The sequence below is a fragment of the Nocardiopsis ansamitocini genome (genome assembly GCF_030268225.1).
Taxonomy (GTDB): Bacteria; Actinomycetota; Actinomycetes; order Streptosporangiales; family Streptosporangiaceae; genus Nocardiopsis_D; species Nocardiopsis_D ansamitocini.
On record NZ_BSQG01000001.1, the window covers coordinates 1,409,057 to 1,427,769 of the forward strand.

At 68.2% G+C, this 18,713-nt stretch carries 14 protein-coding genes and 1 tRNA gene; 6 read left to right on the forward strand and 9 right to left on the reverse strand.

The window, feature by feature from the left end; genetic code table 11:
• Nucleotides 1–109 precede the first annotated feature (109 nt).
• Nucleotides 110–1,930, reverse strand: a complete 1,821-nt coding sequence (gene metG, locus QSJ59_RS06300) for a methionine--tRNA ligase (RefSeq protein ID WP_285757751.1) — start codon at nt 1,928–1,930, stop codon at nt 110–112.
• Between the two features lie 146 nt (nt 1,931–2,076).
• Between metG and QSJ59_RS06305 the strand changes: the two genes are divergently transcribed.
• Together QSJ59_RS06305 and secD are read left to right on the forward strand one after the other, a co-directional pair.
• Nucleotides 2,077–2,463, forward strand: coding sequence for a hypothetical protein (locus QSJ59_RS06305; protein WP_285757752.1), 387 nt, complete (start codon nt 2,077–2,079; stop codon nt 2,461–2,463).
• 64 nt (nt 2,464–2,527) lie between these two features.
• Nucleotides 2,528–5,326 (forward strand): protein translocase subunit SecD, encoded by a 2,799-nt coding sequence (secD, locus tag QSJ59_RS06310; protein WP_285757753.1) that lies wholly within the window; start codon nt 2,528–2,530, stop codon nt 5,324–5,326.
• A gap of 101 nt (nt 5,327–5,427) precedes the next feature.
• On the opposite strand, the gene rsmI is transcribed toward secD, so the two are convergent.
• A complete protein-coding gene (gene rsmI, locus QSJ59_RS06315) occupies nt 5,428–6,291 on the reverse strand; it encodes a 16S rRNA (cytidine(1402)-2'-O)-methyltransferase (protein WP_285757754.1) in 864 nt (287 codons plus the stop codon).
• A 395-nt stretch (nt 6,292–6,686) separates the two neighbouring features.
• Between rsmI and QSJ59_RS06320 the strand changes: the two genes are divergently transcribed.
• Together QSJ59_RS06320 and QSJ59_RS06325 are read left to right on the forward strand one after the other, a co-directional pair.
• A complete protein-coding gene (locus tag QSJ59_RS06320) occupies nt 6,687–8,588 on the forward strand; it encodes a dolichyl-phosphate-mannose--protein mannosyltransferase (protein WP_285757755.1) in 1,902 nt (633 codons plus the stop codon).
• Nucleotides 8,589–8,884: 296 nt separating this feature from the next.
• The gene (locus QSJ59_RS06325) at nt 8,885–9,088 is read left to right on the forward strand and encodes a cold-shock protein (RefSeq protein WP_285757757.1); all 204 of its coding nucleotides are present in this window, start codon (nt 8,885–8,887) and stop codon (nt 9,086–9,088) included.
• A gap of 72 nt (nt 9,089–9,160) precedes the next feature.
• Here QSJ59_RS06325 and QSJ59_RS06330 read toward each other — a convergent pair whose 3' ends face one another.
• Nucleotides 9,161–10,045 (reverse strand): ion transporter, encoded by an 885-nt coding sequence (locus QSJ59_RS06330; protein ID WP_285757759.1) that lies wholly within the window; start codon nt 10,043–10,045, stop codon nt 9,161–9,163.
• A 184-nt stretch (nt 10,046–10,229) separates the two neighbouring features.
• Here QSJ59_RS06330 and QSJ59_RS06335 point away from each other — a divergent pair, with 184 nt between their 5' ends.
• Both QSJ59_RS06335 and QSJ59_RS06340 read left to right on the forward strand, forming a co-directional pair.
• Nucleotides 10,230–11,021 carry a phosphatase PAP2 family protein gene (locus QSJ59_RS06335; RefSeq protein ID WP_285757761.1) on the forward strand — a complete coding sequence of 264 codons (792 nt, stop codon included), beginning with the start codon at nt 10,230–10,232 and terminating at the stop codon, nt 11,019–11,021.
• 42 nt (nt 11,022–11,063) lie between these two features.
• A complete protein-coding gene (locus tag QSJ59_RS06340) occupies nt 11,064–11,381 on the forward strand; it encodes a sec-independent translocase (RefSeq protein WP_285757763.1) in 318 nt (105 codons plus the stop codon).
• Between the two features lie 85 nt (nt 11,382–11,466).
• On the opposite strand, the gene QSJ59_RS06345 is transcribed toward QSJ59_RS06340, so the two are convergent.
• The 6 genes from QSJ59_RS06345 to sepX all read right to left on the reverse strand — a co-directional run bounded on the left by QSJ59_RS06345 (nt 11,467) and on the right by sepX (nt 18,466).
• Nucleotides 11,467–11,991 carry a transcriptional regulator gene (locus QSJ59_RS06345; RefSeq protein WP_285757765.1) on the reverse strand — a complete coding sequence of 175 codons (525 nt, stop codon included), beginning with the start codon at nt 11,989–11,991 and terminating at the stop codon, nt 11,467–11,469.
• Between the two features lie 199 nt (nt 11,992–12,190).
• Nucleotides 12,191–14,650, reverse strand: a complete 2,460-nt coding sequence (locus QSJ59_RS06350) for a DUF8508 domain-containing protein (RefSeq protein WP_285757767.1) — start codon at nt 14,648–14,650, stop codon at nt 12,191–12,193.
• A gap of 290 nt (nt 14,651–14,940) precedes the next feature.
• The gene (locus tag QSJ59_RS06355) at nt 14,941–16,491 is read right to left on the reverse strand and encodes an alkaline phosphatase D family protein (RefSeq protein ID WP_285757769.1); all 1,551 of its coding nucleotides are present in this window, start codon (nt 16,489–16,491) and stop codon (nt 14,941–14,943) included.
• Nucleotides 16,492–16,753: 262 nt separating this feature from the next.
• Nucleotides 16,754–16,984: a hypothetical protein gene (locus QSJ59_RS06360; protein ID WP_285757770.1), complete on the reverse strand. Its 231-nt coding sequence runs from the start codon at nt 16,982–16,984 to the stop codon at nt 16,754–16,756.
• Nucleotides 16,985–17,396: 412 nt separating this feature from the next.
• Nucleotides 17,397–17,470: transfer RNA gene (locus QSJ59_RS06365), tRNA-Ala, on the reverse strand.
• A 267-nt stretch (nt 17,471–17,737) separates the two neighbouring features.
• Complete coding sequence (gene sepX / locus QSJ59_RS06370; protein ID WP_285757772.1) at nt 17,738–18,466, reverse strand: divisome protein SepX/GlpR; 729 nt, start codon at nt 18,464–18,466, stop codon at nt 17,738–17,740.
• Nucleotides 18,467–18,713: the final 247 nt, after the last annotated feature.

The following is an 18,713-nucleotide window of genomic DNA, read 5'->3' on the forward strand; positions in this document are numbered from 1 at the left end:
CACCCGTTGTCTGGCGGCCCTCCCGGCCCGGTCGGAGTACCTCCCCGCAAAACGCGGTCGCCCCGGTCCTCCAGGAGGACCGGGGCGACCGCGGTGCACGAGACGCGGACTACTCCGCGGCCTTCTCCTCCAGTCGGGCCAGCTCCTCGTCGACGATGGACGGGTCGAGCTTGCGGAACAGCGGGGTGGGCGCGTTGAGCGGGGTGCCGGGCACGATCGGGACCGACTCCCAACGGGCGGCGTCGCCGGCGTAGTCACCGGTGATGACCGGGTAGGTGGACACCCCGTCCTCACCACCGATGGAGTCGGTGACCTCTTCCAGTCGGGGCATGGAGGACCATTCGCCGGTGCCGCCGAGCATCGCGTGGACCTTGTTGGAGGAGGCCGGCAGGATCGGGGTGAGCAGGGTCTTGGCGTCGCTGACCAGTTGCAGTGCGACATGCAGGACCGTCTTCATCCGTTCCGGGTCGGTCTTCTTCAACTGCCACGGGGCCTGGTCTGAGATGTACTTGTTGGCCTCGGCGACGGTACGCATGGCTTCCTGGACGGCCGACTTGAACTGGGACCGGTTCAGCCGCTCCCCCACGACCGCGAACGCGGCCTTGGAGGCGTCCAGGACCGCGCGGTCCTCATCGGTGAGCGTGCCGGCCTCCGGGATCTCCCCCAGGTTCTTGGCCGCCATGGAGATGGAACGGTTGACCAGGTTGCCCCAGGCCGCGACCAGCTCGTCGTTGGTGCGGCGGACGAACTCCGCCCAGGTGAAGTCGGTGTCGTGCGTCTCGGGCCCGGCCGCGGTGATGTAGTACCGCAGGGCGTCGGCGTCGTAGCGCTCCAGGAAGTCGCGTACGTAGATGACGACGCGGCGCGAGGAGGAGAACTTGCGGCCCTCCATGGTCAGGAACTCGCTGGAGACGACCTCGGTGGGCAGGTTGAGCGCGCCCAGCGCTCCGGGCTCGCCGCCCTTGTCCCCCTTGCCGCTGTAGCCCAGCAGCATGGCGGGCCAGATCTCGGAGTGGAAGACGATGTTGTCCTTGCCCATGAAGTAGAAGGACTCGGCTTCGCCGTCCTGCCACCATTTGCGCCACGCCTCGGGGTCACCGGAGCGCTTGGCCCATTCGATGGACGCCGACAGGTAGCCGACCACAGCGTCGAACCAGACGTAGAGCCGCTTGTTGGCCTGCTCGCTCCAGCCCTCCAGCGGAATGGGCACGCCCCAGTCGAGGTCGCGGGTTATGGCCCGGGGCTGGAGGTCGTCGAGGAGGTTCAGCGAGAACTTCAGGACGTTGGGACGCCACTGGCCCTCCTTCGTCTTCAGCCAGTCGCCGAGGATGGCGGCGAAGGCGGACAGGTCGAGCATGAAGTGCTCGGTGTCCACGAAGTCGGGGGTCTCGCCGTTGATCTTGGAACGGGGGTCGATCAGGTCAATCGGGTCGAGCTGGTTGCCGCAGTTGTCGCACTGGTCGCCGCGTGCACCGTCGTAACCGCAGATGGGGCAGGTGCCCTCGACGTAGCGGTCGGGCAGCGTGCGTCCGGTGGACGGCGAGATCGCTCCCTTGGTGACCTTGGAGAAGATGTAGCCGTTCTTGTGCAGACCGGTGAACAGCTCCTGCACGACCGCGTAGTGGTTGGCCGTGGTGGTGCGGGTGAACAGGTCGTAGGAGAGCCCGAGGCCGACGAGGTCCTCGGCGATGATCCTGTTGTAGCGGTCAGCCAGTTCGCGGGCCGTCACGCCCTCTTGGTCGGCGAGCACCTGGATCGGGGTGCCGTGCTCGTCGGTGCCGCTGACCATGAGCACGTCGTGGCCGGACATTCGCTGGAAGCGTGCGAAGACGTCGGAGGGGACCCCGAACCCGGAAACGTGCCCGATGTGGCGTGGACCATTGGCATAAGGCCAGGCCACCGCAGTCAGAATGTGGCGTTTCAACGACATGGACCAAGCCTAGGCCCATGCCCGGGTGGCTTCGGCCCGATCGCGGCGGGCGATTCTGTGTTTTGCGTCTGCGCGCACGACCTATTCGTGAGCATGCGCGGATAGTGTGTGTGGCCGTAAGGCCATGCCTCGCGACCCGAAGGAAGGTGGTCTTCACGGTTTCGCGTGCTCTGGCCACCCTGGTGGCCGCGATGCTGATGCTGCTGTGCGCCCCGGTGCTGCCCGCGGCTGCTGTCGAGCGCCCGCCGGAAGCCCTTCAGGGGTTTCATTCGGCGGGTTACTGGCCTCATGCCGCGGTGAGCCCCGCCCACGATTCCGCGTCGATCTCGATCGCGTTGGCGAAGTGGAGCGGCGACCAGCGGTCGGTCCCGCGGGACGTGCCCGACGGCTACGTCCCCGCCGCGGTGGGCTTTCCCCGCCCCCAAGGCGGTTGGTCGCGGGTCGAGCCGCGCGACGAGACGGCGGCCCCCGATCCCGGGAACGTCCCGGACCTCCCTCAGGGACGCGCGCCTCCGGTTCCCGAGCGCGCCTGAAGCCCCAGTCAGTACCGGCGTTCGCCGGTTCGTTGCATCCTTCATGTCCTGAGAGGTATGTGTCTTGTCCAGTTCCCAGGGATCCGGAGCGCGTGTCATACGCGGCTTCCTGTCCCTTTTCATCGTGCTCGGCGCGCTGGCCGCCGGGTGGTTCATGCCACCGAAACTGGGGCTCGACCTCAGTGGTGGTACCCAGATCATCCTGGAGACCCAGGACGGCGACGACGGCACCGAGGCCAACGCCGAGAACACCGACAAGGTCGTCGAGGTTCTGCGCAACCGCATCGACGCCCTGGGGGTCAGCGAGGCGACGATGTCGCGCTCGGGCGAGAACCGCGTCATCGTGGAGCTCCCCGGTGTGCAGGACCCGACCGAGGCTGCCGAGATCATCGGCCAGACCGCGCAGCTGACCTTCCACCCGGTGCTGGGGATGTCCCAGGGCGGCGGCGCGGGCGGCGGCCTGGGCGGGCTCGGCGGGGACAGCGCCAACGCCCCCGCGGACGAGTCCAACGCCCCCGCGGCGGACGGCGAGGCTCCCGCGGACGGTGCCCCCGAGGGGATGAGCCCCGAGGACCTGGAGGCGCTCCTGGGCAACCAGGGCGGCGCTCCCGGCGCGGGCGGCGACCAGCCGGCGGAGAACCCGGCCGACGTCGCGCTGACCCTGCCCGACGAGCAGGGCAACCAGCTTCAGCTGGGCAAGGCCGTCATCCAGGGCGACCAGGTGGCCAGCGCCTCCGCGGCACTGACCCAGTTCCAGGACGCGTGGGTCACCAACCTGTCCTTCAGGTCCGACGGCCGGGAGGCGTGGGCCAAGCTGAGCGGTGACGCCGCCTGCTTCGACCAGGGCGACGCCAAGCGCCGCATCGCGATCGTCCTGGACAACAAGGTCATCTCCGCCCCCGTCGTCCAGGACGCCACCTGCGGGGTCGGCTACACCACGGGCACGACCTCGATCAGCAACCCCGACGGCATGCCGCTGCCGGAACAGCAGGAGTCGTCGCAGGAACTGGCCACGCTGATCGAGGGCGGCTCGCTTCCGCTCCCGGTCACCGAGGTGCAGCGCCAGACGGTCGGCCCGACCCTGGGTGCGGAGGCCATCCAGGCCAGCTTCATCGCGGGCGGCATCGGCATCCTGCTGACCGCGCTCTACATCTGCGTCGCCTACCGCTTCGCGGGCTTCCTGGCGTCGCTGGCGCTGATCTGCTACACCCTCATCGCCTACGCGGCGATGGTGGCGCTCGGCGCGACGCTGACCCTGCCGGGTCTGGCGGGCTTCGTCCTGGCGATCGGTATGGCCATCGACGCCAACGTGCTGATCTTCGAACGGGCGCGTGAGGAGTACCAGCGCCAGCAGAAGGTGTACGCGTCCAACAAGCTGGCCGGTATGAGCGACGCCACCGACAAGGAGCAGGAGGAGTCCGAGGCGGGTGTGTTGACCCGTCGCCGCCGCCGTGCGATCCCGCCGAGCCTGCACAAGGCGTTCGTCGTGGGTACGCAGAAGGCGTGGAGCGCGGTGCTGGACACCAACATCACCACGCTCATCGCCGCGGCGCTGCTGTTCTTCCTCGCCTCGGGCAACGTCCAGGGCTTCGGCGTCACGCTGGGCCTGGGCACCATCGCCTCGATGGTCTCGGCGCTGCTCATCGCGCGCGTGCTGATGGAGTGGGTGGTGGCGCGGTCCAACCCGCGCAAGCACTACTGGATCTTGGCGCTGGTGCCGCTGTTGGCCCTGATCCCGCTGTTCAGCGGGCTCGCGCTGACCGACGTGGCGCCGATGCTGGCGATCGTGCTGATCGTGTTCGTCGTGGCCCTGGCGATCATTCCGTCGATCGTGCGCAAGTACCCCGCCAGCAGCGGTATCGCCAACTTCAGCGGGGTGCGCACCTGGCTGGTCAAGCGCAACCCCGACCTCATGAAGCGCAGTGCCCTGTGGCTGGGTGTCAGCGGTCTCGTGGCGGTCGTGGCGGTCGTGGGCCTGGTCGTGCGTTCGCCCAACTACGGCGTCGAGTTCACCGGCGGCCGGGTCATGGAGTTCGCCGTCAGCGCCCCGGTGAGCGTGGACACCGCCCGCCAGGTGGTGGCCGACGCAGGGTTCCCCGAGGCGGTCGTGCAGGAGTCGGGTGACGGTGGCATCGCGGTGCGCACCGGGCAGGTGACCGACGCCGAGGCCCAGCGCATCCAGGACTCCCTTGAGGACCAGGTCAACGAGGAGACCGATTCCGGAACCGGAACGGTCGAGCGGCTCAGCGACGAGAAGATCGGCCCGAGCATGGGCAACGAGCTGCGCAACAAGGCGATCTTCGCCTTGATCGCGGCGCTGGTGCTCCAGATGGGCTACCTGGCCTGGCGGTTCCGCTGGTCCTTCGGTCTGGCGACGATGATCGCGCTGGCCTTCGACATCGTGGTGGTCATCGGCCTGTTCGCGTGGCTGGGCAAGCCCATCGACGGCGTGTTCCTCGCCGCGATCCTCAGTGTCATCGGTTTCTCGGTGAACGACTCGGTGGTGGTGTTCGACCGGGTCCGTGACGAGTGGGCCCATGACCAGAAGTCGAAGTTCTCCGCGATCGCCAACCAGGCGATCCTGCACACGCTGCCGCGAACGGTGAACTCCGGTATCGGTGGCATCTTCATCCTGGCCACACTGGCGATCTTCGGTGGTTCGTCGCTGACGGACTTCTCGATCGCGATGCTGGTGGGTCTGGTTTCGGGCATGTTCTCCACGGTCTTCGTGGGGACTCCGCTGGCGATCTGGTTGCAGAAGTACGACCGGACCGCGCCGCCGCACGTGGTCAAGGAGAAGAAGACCAAGCAGCGCAAGGAGCTGCGCGAGGCGCGCGAGGAGAGCGACGGCGCGGTCGTCTGACCGGCTCGCCCGTCTCTTGCGCCATCCCGCGGGGGCGGGGCCCGTACCAACGGGTCCCGCCCCCGCGGCGTCGCTGCCGCGGCGTCAACAGGGGTGGGCCGCTAACCCACCCCGTGCGCGGCGTCGTAGACCTCGCGCTTGGGCAGCCCCAAGCGTTTGGCGACCTCCTGGATGGCCTGCTTGCGCGGCACGCCGGCGGCCTCCCGCTCGGCGACCGCCGCGGCGAGGTCGGCGGGCTCGCGGCTCACCTCCGGCGCGCCGGCTCCTTCAACCACGAGGGTGATCTCGCCGCGGACCTCTCCTGCCGCCCACTCGGCCAGGTCGGCGAGCCCGCCGCGGCGCACCTCCTCATAGGTCTTGGTGAGCTCCCGGCAGACCGCACCGCGCCGGTCGGCGCCGAATGCCCCGGCCATCGCGGCGAGGGTCGCCGCCACCCGGTGCGGGGACTCGAAGAAGACCATGGTGCGGCGTTCCTCGGCGAGGCCCGCGAAGTGGGTCGCCAGGCCCTTGCGAGGGGGGAAGCCCTCGAAGCAGAACCGGTCGGTGGGCAGCCCCGACAGCACCAGCGCGGTGGTGACCGCGGAGGGGCCGGGGATGACCGTGACCGGGACGTCCGCGGCGACACACGCGGTCACCAGGCGGTAGCCGGGGTCGGAGACGCCGGGCATACCGGCGTCGGTGACCACGAGCACGTCGTGGCCGGCCTCCAACTCGACCAGTAGTTCCTCGGCGCGGCGGCGCTCGTTGGCGTCGTAGTAGGACACGACGCGTGCGCCGTCCTCGCCTCCCAGGCGGACGCCCAGTCTCGACGCGAACTGACGGAGCCTGCGCGTGTCCTCGGCCGCGATGATGCCGGTGCTCTCCAGCGCCGCACGCAGTCGCGGCGGCGTGTCCTCGCGGTGCCCGATGGGAAGCCCCGCAAGGATCAGCGTCCCCGGTCCGCTTCCGTTTTCTTGCTCGGTCACCTGATCAGTCCTTTGCACGCCTCTGGTTCGTGGGGCGTCGTCCGGTGATGGGGAAACGGATCGACTGGATCCGAATCGCGCTGCCCGCCTCCCGCCCCTTTTCGCTCTAGTATGGCCGGGTCGGCGTCATCGCCCGTCGGGCGAGGCGTGCCATAGGGGCCCGTCTTCCGGCGCGCACGGCGCAACCGCCGAAAACCCCGGTCGGTCTGGCCAGGTCGTCCGGTTCCATCCCAGTTCACCAGGCGTTATCAGGTTTCGCTCGCCCCGTGTGAGGGTGGGCCGCGGCACCTGAACGGCTCCGCGGTCACCGCACGCGGGCCAGGCCAACGGAAAGGAGTCGGCGTCTCCCCGGAGCGGACCCCACTCGTCCCAGGGACGTACTCGCCATGAAACGCATGACCATCACAGCCCTCCCCAACAGTTCTCCGTCCTCTCCGTCGTCCTCTCCGTCGCTTCGCGGCCGGCTGGTCCCGGCGATGCCCGCCCCCGCCTGGTTGGGCTGGGTGGCCGCGCTGGTCGTGACGGTGTTCGCCGGCGCGCTGCGCTTCATGCGACTGGGCAATCCGGCGGAGATCTATTTCGACGAGACCTACTACGTCAAGGACGCTTTCGGGCTGCGCGAGTTCGGCTTCGAACACGAGAGCGTGGAGAACGCCGACGCGCTGCTGGCACAGGGAACCCAGGAGATCTGGACCGGCGGTGGCGACTTCATCGTGCACCCGCCCCTGAGCAAGTGGATGATCGCTGCGGGCGACAGCCTGTGGGGGGCGATGCCGTTCGGCGACATCATGACGCCGTTCGGCTGGCGCTTCGCCGCGGCCCTGGTGGGTGCGTTGTCGGTGCTGCTGCTGGTGCGCATCGCGACGCGGATGACGCGGTCGGTGCTACTGGGCTGCTCGGCGGGCCTGATCATGGCGCTGGACGGCCTGCACTTCACCATGAGCCGGATCGCCATGGTGGACATGTTCCTCACCTTCTGGGTCCTGGCGGGATTCGCCTGTCTGATCATCGACCGGGACCGCACCCGGGCCCGGTTGGCCGCGGCGACCGAAGAGGGCCGGGTGTCGGCCAGTCGTCTGGCGATGGGGGTGTGGGACAGGGCGGCTGTGTTCGCGGAGCGCTTGGCCCTTCGGGCCGCCCCCGCCTCGGCCACGGTGTCCGTACCGGCCGGCGCGTCCGGTTTGGAGAGCAGCGGCACCGAACAGCCTCCCGGCGCCTACCCTGATCCTGATCGGGTCGGCGAGGCCGGCGCCAAGCCGTGGCCGCGGGCGACCGCCTGGCTGGCTCGGGCGACCGCGCGCCGGGCTGCGGCGGCCCGCTCGGCGGATCGGATCGTGGTGCGCTGGCTGGGTATGCGTTGGTGGCGGATCGCCGCGGGCGTGTGTCTGGGGCTTGCCTGCGGGACCAAGTGGTCGGCGCTGTTCTTCGTGGCCGCTTTCGGCCTGCTCACGGTGGCGTGGGACTACGGGGCCCGCCGTAGCGTGGGGCAACGGCGAGCGGGGGGACGCTGGCTGCGCATCGATGCGATCCCGGCGTTTTTCCAGGTTGTGGGAGTCGCGGCCATCGGCTATGTGGCGACGTGGAGCGGCTGGCTGCTCACGTCGGGCGGGTGGGGCCGTGACTGGGCCGACAGTCACACCGGCGGGGTGTGGTCCCGGCTGCCCGATTGGGCGCTGACGGTGGTCAACCCGCTGCGCAGCCTGTGGGAGTACCACAGCCAGATCCTCGGGTTCCACAACGACCTGTCCGCGCCCCACGACTACGCCTCGAAGCCGTGGGAGTGGCTGGTCATGCGCACCCCGGTGGCCTTCTACTACGACGGTGACGCCACGGGGTGCGGGGCCAGCTCCTGTTCCAGCGCGATCCTGAGCATCGGCACGCCCGCGGTGTGGTGGTTGTCCATCGTCGCCTGCCTGGTGCTGCTGGGCTGGTGGGTGACCTACCGGGACTGGCGCGCGGGCGCGGTCCTGCTGGGGGTGGCGGCGGGGTGGCTTCCGTGGTTCGCCTACCCGGAGCGGACCATGTTCGTGTTCTACGCGCTGCCGATGCTGCCGTTCCTGGTGCTGGCGCTCGTACTGACGCTGGGTCTGTTGATGGGGCCCGACGCCAACCATCCGCGGTTCTCGCTTCGGACCCGAGTCGTGGGCGGGGTGGTCTACGGCGTGGTGATGCTGCTGATCATCGCCAACTTCGCCTACCTGTACCCGGTGTTGAGCGCTCAGGTCATCCCGTATCAGGAATGGGCGGATCGAATGTGGTTCACCACCTGGATCTACGGAAACGGCGGCGCCGAGTAAACGGGGGCGCACTTGTCGCCGGCCCTTCTTTGCGGGACCGAATGGTGAGTGCGCCACCGCCGCGTAATCGGACTTCCACGATGAATTTACCGGCCGAAAACTCTCTACAATCCCAGGACCCTGCTGGTAGTGTCATGCCCTGGTTGCGGTTGTTGTTTCCATTGATGGCCCAGGCGCCTCGCGGAACTTCACAAGGGCGCTTGTCATCCGTACCGGGAAGCCTCCCGGGGCGGGCGCCCAGCGACCCGAGACCAGCAGGGTGCGGTCTCGCTCGTACTTCCCCAAAGGGAGAGCAAATGGCTCAGGGCACCGTGAAGTGGTTCAACTCTGAGAAGGGTTTCGGGTTTATCGCCGTTGAAGGCGGCGGCCCGGACGTGTTCGTTCACTACTCGGCGATCGCGGGTGCCGGCTTCCGGAACCTGGAGGAAGACCAGGCGGTCGAGTTCGAAATCACCCAAGGCCCCAAGGGTCCCCAGGCGTCCGACGTGCGTGCGCTCTAGGTATCTGGCTTCGAAGCCCTTCGTCCTTTTATCGGGCGGGGGGCTTTTCGCTGTCCGTTCCCCCGGCCGCGATCAATCCTCACGCTCCGCGGTCCTCACCGCCGGGGCGTCCTCGCCCGGGTCGTCCTGACCGACGGCTCCCTGACCGCCCGGTTCGGGTTCCGCGTCCCGGTCCACCGGTCGACCGCCCATCTCCCGAACCTGTTCGGACAGCTGGTTCACCTGTTTTCCCAGTTCCTCCAGTCGTTTCATGACCGCCTGGTGCTGCTGCAGCTCCAGTTCCTGGTCTTCCTCCCACCGCTCGGCGCTGACTTCGGTCTCCATCGAGGTGACGATGACACCGATGATCAGGTTGAGGACGATGAAGGCGCTGATCACGATGAAGAGGACGAAGAAGATCCAGGCGTAGGGGGACTCCTCGATCACCGTGTCGGAGATGTCGGGCCAGTTCTCCGTTGTGAGCAGCATGAACAGCGTGTAGAGGGTCGTGCCCAGGTTGCCGAAGTACTGGGGGGAGATGTCCTCGAACAGTTTCTCGCCCATGATGGCGGCGGTGTACATGATCACGAACAGCAGGCCGATGACGGTGCCCAGGCCGGGCACCGAGCGAAACAGCGCGTTGACGACGTTGCGCATGTGCGGGATGACGCTGATCAGGCGGAGCAGGCGCAGGATGCGCAGCAGCCGCAGGACCGAGAAGCCCTCGGACGCGGGGATCACCGCGACACCGACCACCAGGAGGTCGAACCAGTTCCAGCCGTCCTTGAAAAACGCCAGACCGCGCGCGTAGATCTTGAGCAGGAGTTCGACGACGAAGAAACCGACGAACGCGTACTCGGCGAACAGGAAGTAGCCGTCGACCGCCGCGAACTGCTCCTCGTAGGTCTCCAGCCCCAGGGCTATGCCGTTGAGCACGATCACCGCTATGACGGTGTTCTGGAACCACTGCGCGTCCACGAGTGCTTCCGCGTGCCCTCGCAGCCACCGGTTTTTCACTGATCCCCCTGCTGCCACGCCATTTTTTGGTTTCGCCCCGAGCCCTGGCAACCTTAACGCGCGGCCTTCGGCGGCCTCCCGACACCCCGGACCCGACGTGACGCCTAAGCTGAAACCCGCCCGGACCAGCTGAGGAGGCCGCACCGTGGCGACGACGCAGAAGGCGGACGCCGATACCGCCCGGACCGGACCCCTTCGGCTGGCGGGATGGCTGTTCGTGGTCACGGTGGCGCTTGCGCTGCTGACCTGGCAGGTCGTCGTCCAGGGGCCGGTGACCGCACTGGACTGGCCGCTGCACGTCCACCTGGACGCGCGCCAGCCGGAGGGCTGGCTCATGGAGCTCGCCGTGCTGGTGGCCCGTCTCGGCCAGCGGGCGGTGACCGTTCCGCTGCTGTTGGGCGCCGCGCTGTGGGCGACGTGGCACCAGCGCGGGCCTCGGCCGCTACTGGCCACTCTCACGGGTCTGGCGTCGCTGGCGGTCATGGGGACACTGTTGAAGGTCGCGGTGGGCCGGACCCCACCGGTGGTCGGGGTGGACGTGGTGTCACCGGGGCTGGGCAACGTCGTGGACTGGGCGGTCTCGTTCGTGAGCCTGGGGGCGGTGGCCTTCGACGGTTACGTCTCCTTCCCTTCAGGGCATTCCGCGAACGCCGCCCTGACGTACCCTTTGTTGGCTCTGCTGCTGTTCGGTCCGTGCGGTGCGCGGCCCGACCCGCGAAAGGCCCGCATCGCAGTGTGGTGGGCGATCGTCCCGGTTGCCGCGGTGGGCGCGATGATGACCGTGCTCGACTATCACTGGGCGACCGAGTCGATCGGGGGATGGCTGTTGGGGGCCGGGGTGTTGCTCGTCGCGCTGCTGGTGCTGGGCGAGCGCCCGCACAGGGCACGCGCCGCGTGTCCGGACCTTGAGGTGAGCGGTCCGGGTGCGACGGGTTAACCTGCTATCCGGTAGGGCTGTCGGTTCGCCGAAGGGAAACGGATGTTCAACATCGGGGCGGGCGAGTTCCTCGTCCTCGGGGTGATCGCGCTCCTGGTCTTCGGCCCGGAGCAGCTTCCGAAGGCAGCGGCGCAGGCCGGTCGGGTACTGCGCCAGTTGCGCAGACTCGCCGACAACGCCAAGAGCGACATCCAGGCGGGCCTGGGGCCCGAGTACAAGGACTTCGACGTCCAGGACCTCAACCCCAAGCGGTTCGTACAGAAGCACTTCTGGGACGACGACGATGACGAGCAGCCGAAGCCGGGAGCGGCGGCCCAGCTGAACGGCCGACGGCCTCCCTTCGACAGGGAAGCCACCTGACCGGGACCTTCGCAGGACGCAGCGGTGTCGGCGGTCCGGATCGCTCCGGCGCTTCTGGGTAGGGCCGAGCGCTCCGCGAAACGCTTCACCCGAGCATGAGCAGGATCAGCAGTCCGGCCGACAACACCACCACCGAACCGATGATGATGGCCGACGGAGCGAAGAGCGCCACCAGTAGTTCGACGGTGAGGGTGGCTCCGATGAGGGAGACCGCCCATGGCCAGCGCGGAGCCGGATCCCATTCGTTGGCGCGCTCGCGCTGGAGGCTGACCAGCAGCGACACTGCGATTACCAGCCAGAACAGTACGTGTCCGGCGACGCGTGTGCCCACGGGCAGGAAGCCCGCCAGGCTGGCCGAGACCAGTGCGTAGACGACGCTGCCCACCGCCAGTCCCCAGGGGCGTCCCGGGCGTTCCGGGGCGATGGGTTTGACCTTGGCCGGGGTCTGGCGTTTGAAGCGTGCGGGAGGTTCTTCGGCTGCCGGCTGCGGCCGGGCCGGAGTCGGAACGGTCGATTCGGGCGGCGGCTGGGTCAACCGTCCGTCAGGATCATCGAACCGGTAGTAACCGCCTTCGTCCTGCCCGTCCGGCCGGTCGGTCCTGTCCGCCACGTCCGCCCCTGTTCACAGCGCCCGAGGGCGCCGACCGTTCGATCCGATCGGCGCCCCGGGCACCCGGTCTCGCCCGCACCGTCTTTGTATTTATGAGCATGACCCGATGGAGCAGCGGTCAACCCTGAGTAGCGGGGATGCGCACGAACATCTGACGCTTCCGTCAGGCCGGGGTCAGACGGTTGTCAAGGCGAACCCGCTAGGGGTGGTGGATCCGGTCTTCCCGGGCGTCGATCCGGGGGTCGCCGGTCAGTGGGCGGAAACGGACGATCTGCGGGTCGTGGTCGCTGACCTGGTCGTGGAATTCGGCGTTGACCCGGACGATGTCGTAGCTGACACGGTTCTTGAGGGCGGGTGAGGTGAGGATGTGGTCCAACGCCTGGGAGTTGCCGTCGTAGACGTAGTTGTAGCGCTGTTTGCGGGGCAGGTCGTCGATGGGGGCGTAGAGGCCCCTGCGCTGGGTCAGCGTGGTCAGGGTGGTGGAGAAACGGAAGTCGTTGAGGTCGCCGATAACCAGAACGTTCGCGCTGGGATCGGCCTTGAGCAGACTGTCGGTGAAGTCGCGCACGAGGCGGGCCTGGGCGTGGCGTTGGGTCTCCGAGGACCGGACCGGGGGCTGGCTGATTCCGTGCAGGGGCTGGTCCCCGCCTTTGGAGTTGAAGTGGTTGGTGACCACGAAGACGGAGCGGTCCTGGAATCGGAACTGCCCCACCAGCGGTTTGCGGCTGCTCGCCCATGCCTCGTCGATGGGGCTGATGCGTCCTGGGGAGACGCTGAGTGCGACCTCGTCGCGGCCCCCGCCGAGGACGCGCACGGGGGTGGTGGCGTCACCGCCGGGAATGTCGGTGAACTCGACCCGTGTGGGGTCGAACAGGAAGGCATTGCGGATGTTGCCGCCGGGCTGGCCGCCGTCGGCCTTGTCCTGGGGGCTGATCTCGCGCCAGTGGTATCCGGGACCGCCCGCGTCCTTGACGGCTTGGGCGAGGCGGTCGAGCGTCATGTCGGCGGCGACGGTGCCGTCGTCGGTGGGACCGCTGTTGTCCTGGATCTCCTCCAGGCCGATGATGTCGGGCGAACCGAGGTTGGCGACGATGCCGTCGGCGAGTCGGTCGAACTTGGCGTCGGAGTCCTGGGGCGAGAGGTTCTCGACGTTGTAGGTGGCCACCGACAGTTCGTCGTCGCGTTGAGGTGCGGTGGACTCGCGCTCCAGACCGTTGTCGATGTGCTCGCCGAGGGTGGTCGCCTTGATCAGGTAGCCGCCGAACTGGCTGTAGGAGAGGGGGCCGGAGGTGACACCGGCGAGCTCGTCCCCGACATTGGCCTTGGGGAAGGGGCGTTCGGCGAAGGGGACCAGCGATTCGATCTTGAGTCTGCCGGTGTTGGGAGTGGAGTAGGAGCCGTAGACGGTGCCGCCCCGCGGCGAGGGGCTCTGCCGGGGCTTGGTGGTCACCCACAGGGCGTTGTAGGCGTCGGTGGCACCGACGACTCGCGCATCGGTGACGCTGACCAGCATGTGCTCGTTGGCGGCCCAGTAGTCCAGGGCATACCGCTTGGGGTCGAGCGTCAGACCGGTGATGTCCGCGCCTTCGGGGGCGATGCGCTCGGGAACACTGTGGCGGGCCAGTCGCACCGGGTCGGGGAGGGCGTTGCCGGAGGACAGCACCGTCCACACGGCGCCGTTCAGCTGGGTGACGGTCTGGTTGGGGGTGGTTGCCCCGCCCGCACGGAATTCCGCGACGGTGCCGCTGACCAGGACGTCGTCCCCCGACTGGACGTCGGGGGTGGTCGATCCGGTGAACACGAACAGGGCTTCGCTGGTGCGAGGGTCGCGATCGGGTTCGGGGTCCTGGAACCAGAAGCCGCGGGCCGAGCCGAACGGGTTGATCGCGGTGACGATCCCCGGCACCCCTTCGACCGCCCGGCCGGCGTGCGGGGAGACGCGGGTGGTTCCCTGGATGTCGTGGATGCGCAGTTCACCGGGTTCCTGCGGGCCCTCCTCCCCCGGTTCCTCTCCTGCGGTCTGCCCCGCGGAGTTGACGGGAGTGGGCTCTTTGGCGGTGAAGTCGGCGGAGTTGTCGTCGGTGTCGCCGAAGGCTGCCGAACGCGCCGTTGAGACCGGGTTGGTGGTGGCCGCGGCGGGTGCGGTCTCGTAGACGGCCGCATCGCCCCAGCCGATCAGGTCGACGATGGATTCGTGGCCGGCACAGTCTGCGGCGGTACGGCAGGTGATCGGCTCGGTTCCGGCCACGAGCGCGACGATGCCCTGGGTGGCTGACATGGTGGTGGTTCCCGTGGCATCGGGGGTGGGCAGGTCCGTGCTGCCTCCGCTGCCGGTCGCCTGCGCGACGAGATAGTTTCCACCGGCGGGGACCGATCCGCTGAGTGGGGTGACCTGGACGGTGGAGTTGGCGCCGGGCCTGGCCGGGAGGTACTGCACACTCCAGCCGTCGAGGGCGGCAGCGGTGGATCCGGAGTTGCCGAGTTCGACGAAGTCGGCACGCAGGGTCGCGCCACTGTTGCCACCTCCCCCGTACACTTCGCTGATGACGATCGGGGACGGGGCAGCAGCCGCAGGCGCCGCAGGGGCGATACCAGCGCCGATGACGAGGGCCGCTACCGCCGCCGTTGGCCACGGGGGTCGGATTCGGGGGAGGGGCACGCTCTGCTCCAAGCTCTAGTGGGTGGTCGTATCGTTTCGCCTCCGCGCATCCCTGATGCGGACGGAAAGTGACGAATCGGCAACCAAAAGTTGGAGGGGTTCGCCGATGACGTGGCGTCGTCGAACGGGTCGGCATCCGGAATCGGGACGGCGACCGCTGCGGCTCTCGGGGCTGCGCCGGGGTCCCGTCGGAAACACCCCGGGCACAGAGCCCGGGGGTGCGTGCGCGACCGTTTCCACGCCGCCCCGCAGGGCCCCGTACCGCCGGGTGTCGCAGGGTTCCTCCCGGTCTACAGCAGCGGTGACTGCTGCGCGACTCCCGGCTCGCCGTGGGGGACGGTGAACCTGGTCAGGGTGGACACGGGGGCGTTCTCCTTGCTCACGTAGGGCAGCACCCGGTAGTCGGCGTGCAGGCCCTCTTTGTCGAGGTCGAAACGCAGGTAGCCGCGTTGGGCGTTGTAGAGCCGGATGTGCTCGTTGCTCAACCAGTTGGCGGCGAGCGTGTCGGTGGCCGCGCCGTCGGTGCCCGAGGAGATCGAGGTGCAGGCGAGTTCGACCCCGATCACCGATGCGTCGGGGTCGTCGTAGTCGGTCCTCAGCTCGGCCACGGTGCTGCGATGCAGATCGCCGGTGAGCACCGCGAAGTTGGGCGGTTGGGCGTCGAGCACTGCCGCGACCAGCCGGTCGCGCGAGGCGGTGAATCCGTCCCAGCGGTCGTAGAAGTAGAGGTGGTCGTCCGCTCCGCCCATGTCGAGCTGGGCCATCAGCACCTGGTTGGCGAGAATGTTCCAGTTCGCCCGTGAGGAGTGCAGGGCTTCGGTCAGCCACTGCTCCTGGGCCGCTCCCAGGATGGAACGGTCGGGATTGTGCCGTTCCTGCGCGACGCCGGAGGCATTGGTGTCGGGGTAGGTGTTGCGGTACTGGCGGGTGTCCAGGGCGTGGATGTCGGCGAGCCGACCGAAACTCACGGTGCGGTAGAGCCGCGCGGAGGGTCCGTTGGGGGTGTTGACCGAGCGCAGCGGGAGGTTTTCGTAGAACGCCTGGTAGGCGGCTGCGCGTTGGGTGAGGAACTCTTTCTCCGTGATCTTGTACTGGCTGACTCCACCGGCGTAGTTGTTCTCGACCTCGTGGTCGTCCCAGGTGACGATCCAGGCCGCCGCCGCGTGTGCGGCCTGGAGGTCGGGATCGGTCTTGGTGAGGGAGTAGCGCAGCCGGTATTGGGCGAGGGTGCGGACCTTGACTGCGTGCTCGCTGCCCAGTGCGACCGGGCGCTTGAGGTTGGCACCGGCGCGGATCGCGTATTCGTAGACGTAGTCGCCGAGGAAGAAGATCGCGTCCAGTTCGTCGGCGACCATGTGACGATAGGCCGTGTAATAGCCCTCGTACCAGGCCTGGCAGGAGGCCGAGGCGAAGGCGAGTTTCTGGGGCGCGATGGCGGCTGCGGGCGCGGTCCGGGTGCGCCCCGCCCGGCTTACGTGTTTGCCCACCCGGAACCGGTAGTGGTAGACGCGCCCGGGTTCGAGTCCCTTGACCTCGGGGTGGACGGAATGGCCTAGTTCTGGGGTCGCGACGGCCGTGCCGCGGCGCACGATCGTGCTGAACCGCTCGTCGGTGGCCACCTCGTAGGAGACCGCGAAGTCTCGCTCGGGCATTCCTCCGCGGCCCTCGGGGTCCAGCGGGGTGGGCGCGAGCCGGGTCCACAACACCACTCCGTCGGGAAGCGGGTCCCCTGACGCGACCCCGAGGGTGAAGGGGTCGGCGGGCAGGCTCTCGGCCGCGGACACGGGGGCGGGGCAGGCTCCGATTCCCAGGAGAAAAGCGGCTGAACTGACTCCGGTCAACTGGAGGAAAGTGCGGCGGCTGGCTGATTCCGCGAGGGGAGAGGAAGCAGTTCCCCGATAGGACATGGGCTGCCTCCAGAGGCCGCGAAGAGGAATTCAAATCCACTATGCGACCGAAAGGCTACTCAAAGTAAGGAGGCGCGCGGCGGGGAACACGATCAATAACGCGTCAATTTCCCTACCGCAACCGCTTACCGGTGTTCCGGTCCGCCGGACAACGGATCAGAACACCGGCGCGCGAGGTTCACTCCCCCTGGAACCGCTAGAGGCGGTACCAGCTCCAGCCCGGCGTGTCACCCTGCAGTCCGCTGACGTCGAGGACCCAACTGGCGATATCGGTCGAGGTCCCGGCGACGCTGTACCAGCTCCAGCCGGCCTTGAGCTCAGTGCCGACCGTGTCGGCCGACGCCGCACCGGCTGCTCCGAATACAGTCGCAGCCGAGATGGCAGCTACTGCGCAGATCTTCTTGAGCACAACGCACCCTTCGGTCATAACGCGAGTCCGTCCCCGCGTCACAAGATGACGTATCAGTCACGGAGCGCACAATACCCACATAGCCCCATTTACAACAATTGACATCATATTGAGATATGTAACTGAAGGGATCCATATCGCAAATTGCTGCCCCTGCTTCCGCCTCTGTGCCATGCGTGACCTGGATCGTTCAATGGTGCACTCACAGAACTGGACGAGTTCGCGAAGGGAGCCCGGATCGGTCCCGACGACCGTCGACGACCGGAGGCGGTCCTACCCGAACCGCGTGGTGGACAGCAGTCCGGACCAGCACCGGCACGGGGAGCGCCTCGGGGACTCACCCTCCCGAGGACGAAGGGCATTCGGGGAGGGCGGCAGAACGGATAAGGCCCGGTTCACCTAAGCGAACCGGGCCTTATCCATCTGACTGTGGAGCTATGGGGATTTGAACCCCAGACCCCCTCGATGCGAACGAGGTGCGCTACCGGACTGCGCTATAGCCCCTGGCCGGACACTTGAACAATATCAGCTGCGCGACGCTACTTCGAATCGGCCACAGCGGTATCGCGCCGGTGTTCGGCGGCGGGGCTGCGCCCGCCTTCGCGCGCCCGCCTCTCACGCGAACGGCGGGCAGGGCGGGGCGTCGGCCTCCCCGCCCGCCCTGCCCTCGCCAACTCGAAGAAAAAAGGGGGGTACCGTCGGGATCGAACGGCCACCCTGCACCGATGGCGGACGTCCGGGCTCCGCGGCAAGGACCGGTCCGCGCACCGGTCAGTCCCCGGCCGCTCTCAGGTGCGCGTCGGCGTACTGGTCGTAGACCTGGTTGCGGCGGCTTGCCAACTCGATGATCTCGGCTTCTCTCGCCGCCTCCGCCTCGGCCGCCATGCGGCCCGCCGCCTCCCTGCGCCGACGGCGAACCATCTCGACGGCCCGCCGCTCGGCGTCGACTTTGGCGGCTTCGCGCAATAGGGCGAGGTGGCCGAAAAGGAGCATGACGGGCGGCAGCAGAACCCACCAGGGCCCCAACCCCAAGGCCACTGCGACCACGGTGGCGACCAGGAGCAGGGTGAGTCCACTGGTGCGGCGCCGGCGGCGTGCGATGACCCGGGCACGGCTCAGACGGGGCACGGGCCCGGCGTGCACGGCCGGCGGGGCGTCGTCCTCGTCCTCGCCGTCTTCATCGTCGAGAGCGGCACCGTGGTCGGCGGCAGAGCCGTCGCGCGCGGCGGGTACCGCGTCCTGTCTGCGAGGGAGTTCGGGCTCGGCCGCGGACTCGTCCACCGGTTCGTGGTCGGCCAGATGGACTGTGTCGTCGACGTCACCGACCTCGTCGGGGTCGTCCTCGTCGACGAGGCTGACGTCGTCGACGTCGTCGCCCTTGGCGCTGTTGCGTCGGAAGCGGCCCGCGGAGGGGTCGGCGGCATCGCGGCGCAGCAGCATCGGGACGAGGACCAGGATCCACACGACCACGATGGCCAAATACAGAGGAGAGCTACCCATCACCCCTCCTTGCGCCGCCGACCACTGAATGTTCGCGGACACCTCCGCGATACGATCTCCCGCCCCGGAACCATGAGCACGATCACCCGAAGGGTGATCTGTCCGGAAGCTACGGTTCGATACTCGAAGTCCGAGTCGTCCCGCTTGTCATCCTGCTTCCCCCATGTGTCGCATGTACGCGTTCGTATCGTTGATGCGCCTACGTTCCGCACCGTACGACCCGGTGTCACTGAATGCGCAGTATTAG

Coding starts and splice junctions, on each gene's coding strand:
- sepX (WP_285757772.1), bottom strand. CDS start 18,466: ATGGGTAGCTCTCCTCTGTATTTGGCCATCGTGGTCGTGTGGATCCTG.
- metG (WP_285757751.1), bottom strand. CDS start 1,930: ATGTCGTTGAAACGCCACATTCTGACTGCGGTGGCCTGGCCTTATGCC.
- QSJ59_RS06340 (WP_285757763.1), top strand. CDS start 11,064: ATGTTCAACATCGGGGCGGGCGAGTTCCTCGTCCTCGGGGTGATCGCG.
- QSJ59_RS06360 (WP_285757770.1), bottom strand. CDS start 16,984: ATGACCGAAGGGTGCGTTGTGCTCAAGAAGATCTGCGCAGTAGCTGCC.
- QSJ59_RS06325 (WP_285757757.1), top strand. CDS start 8,885: ATGGCTCAGGGCACCGTGAAGTGGTTCAACTCTGAGAAGGGTTTCGGG.
- QSJ59_RS06320 (WP_285757755.1), top strand. CDS start 6,687: ATGACCATCACAGCCCTCCCCAACAGTTCTCCGTCCTCTCCGTCGTCC.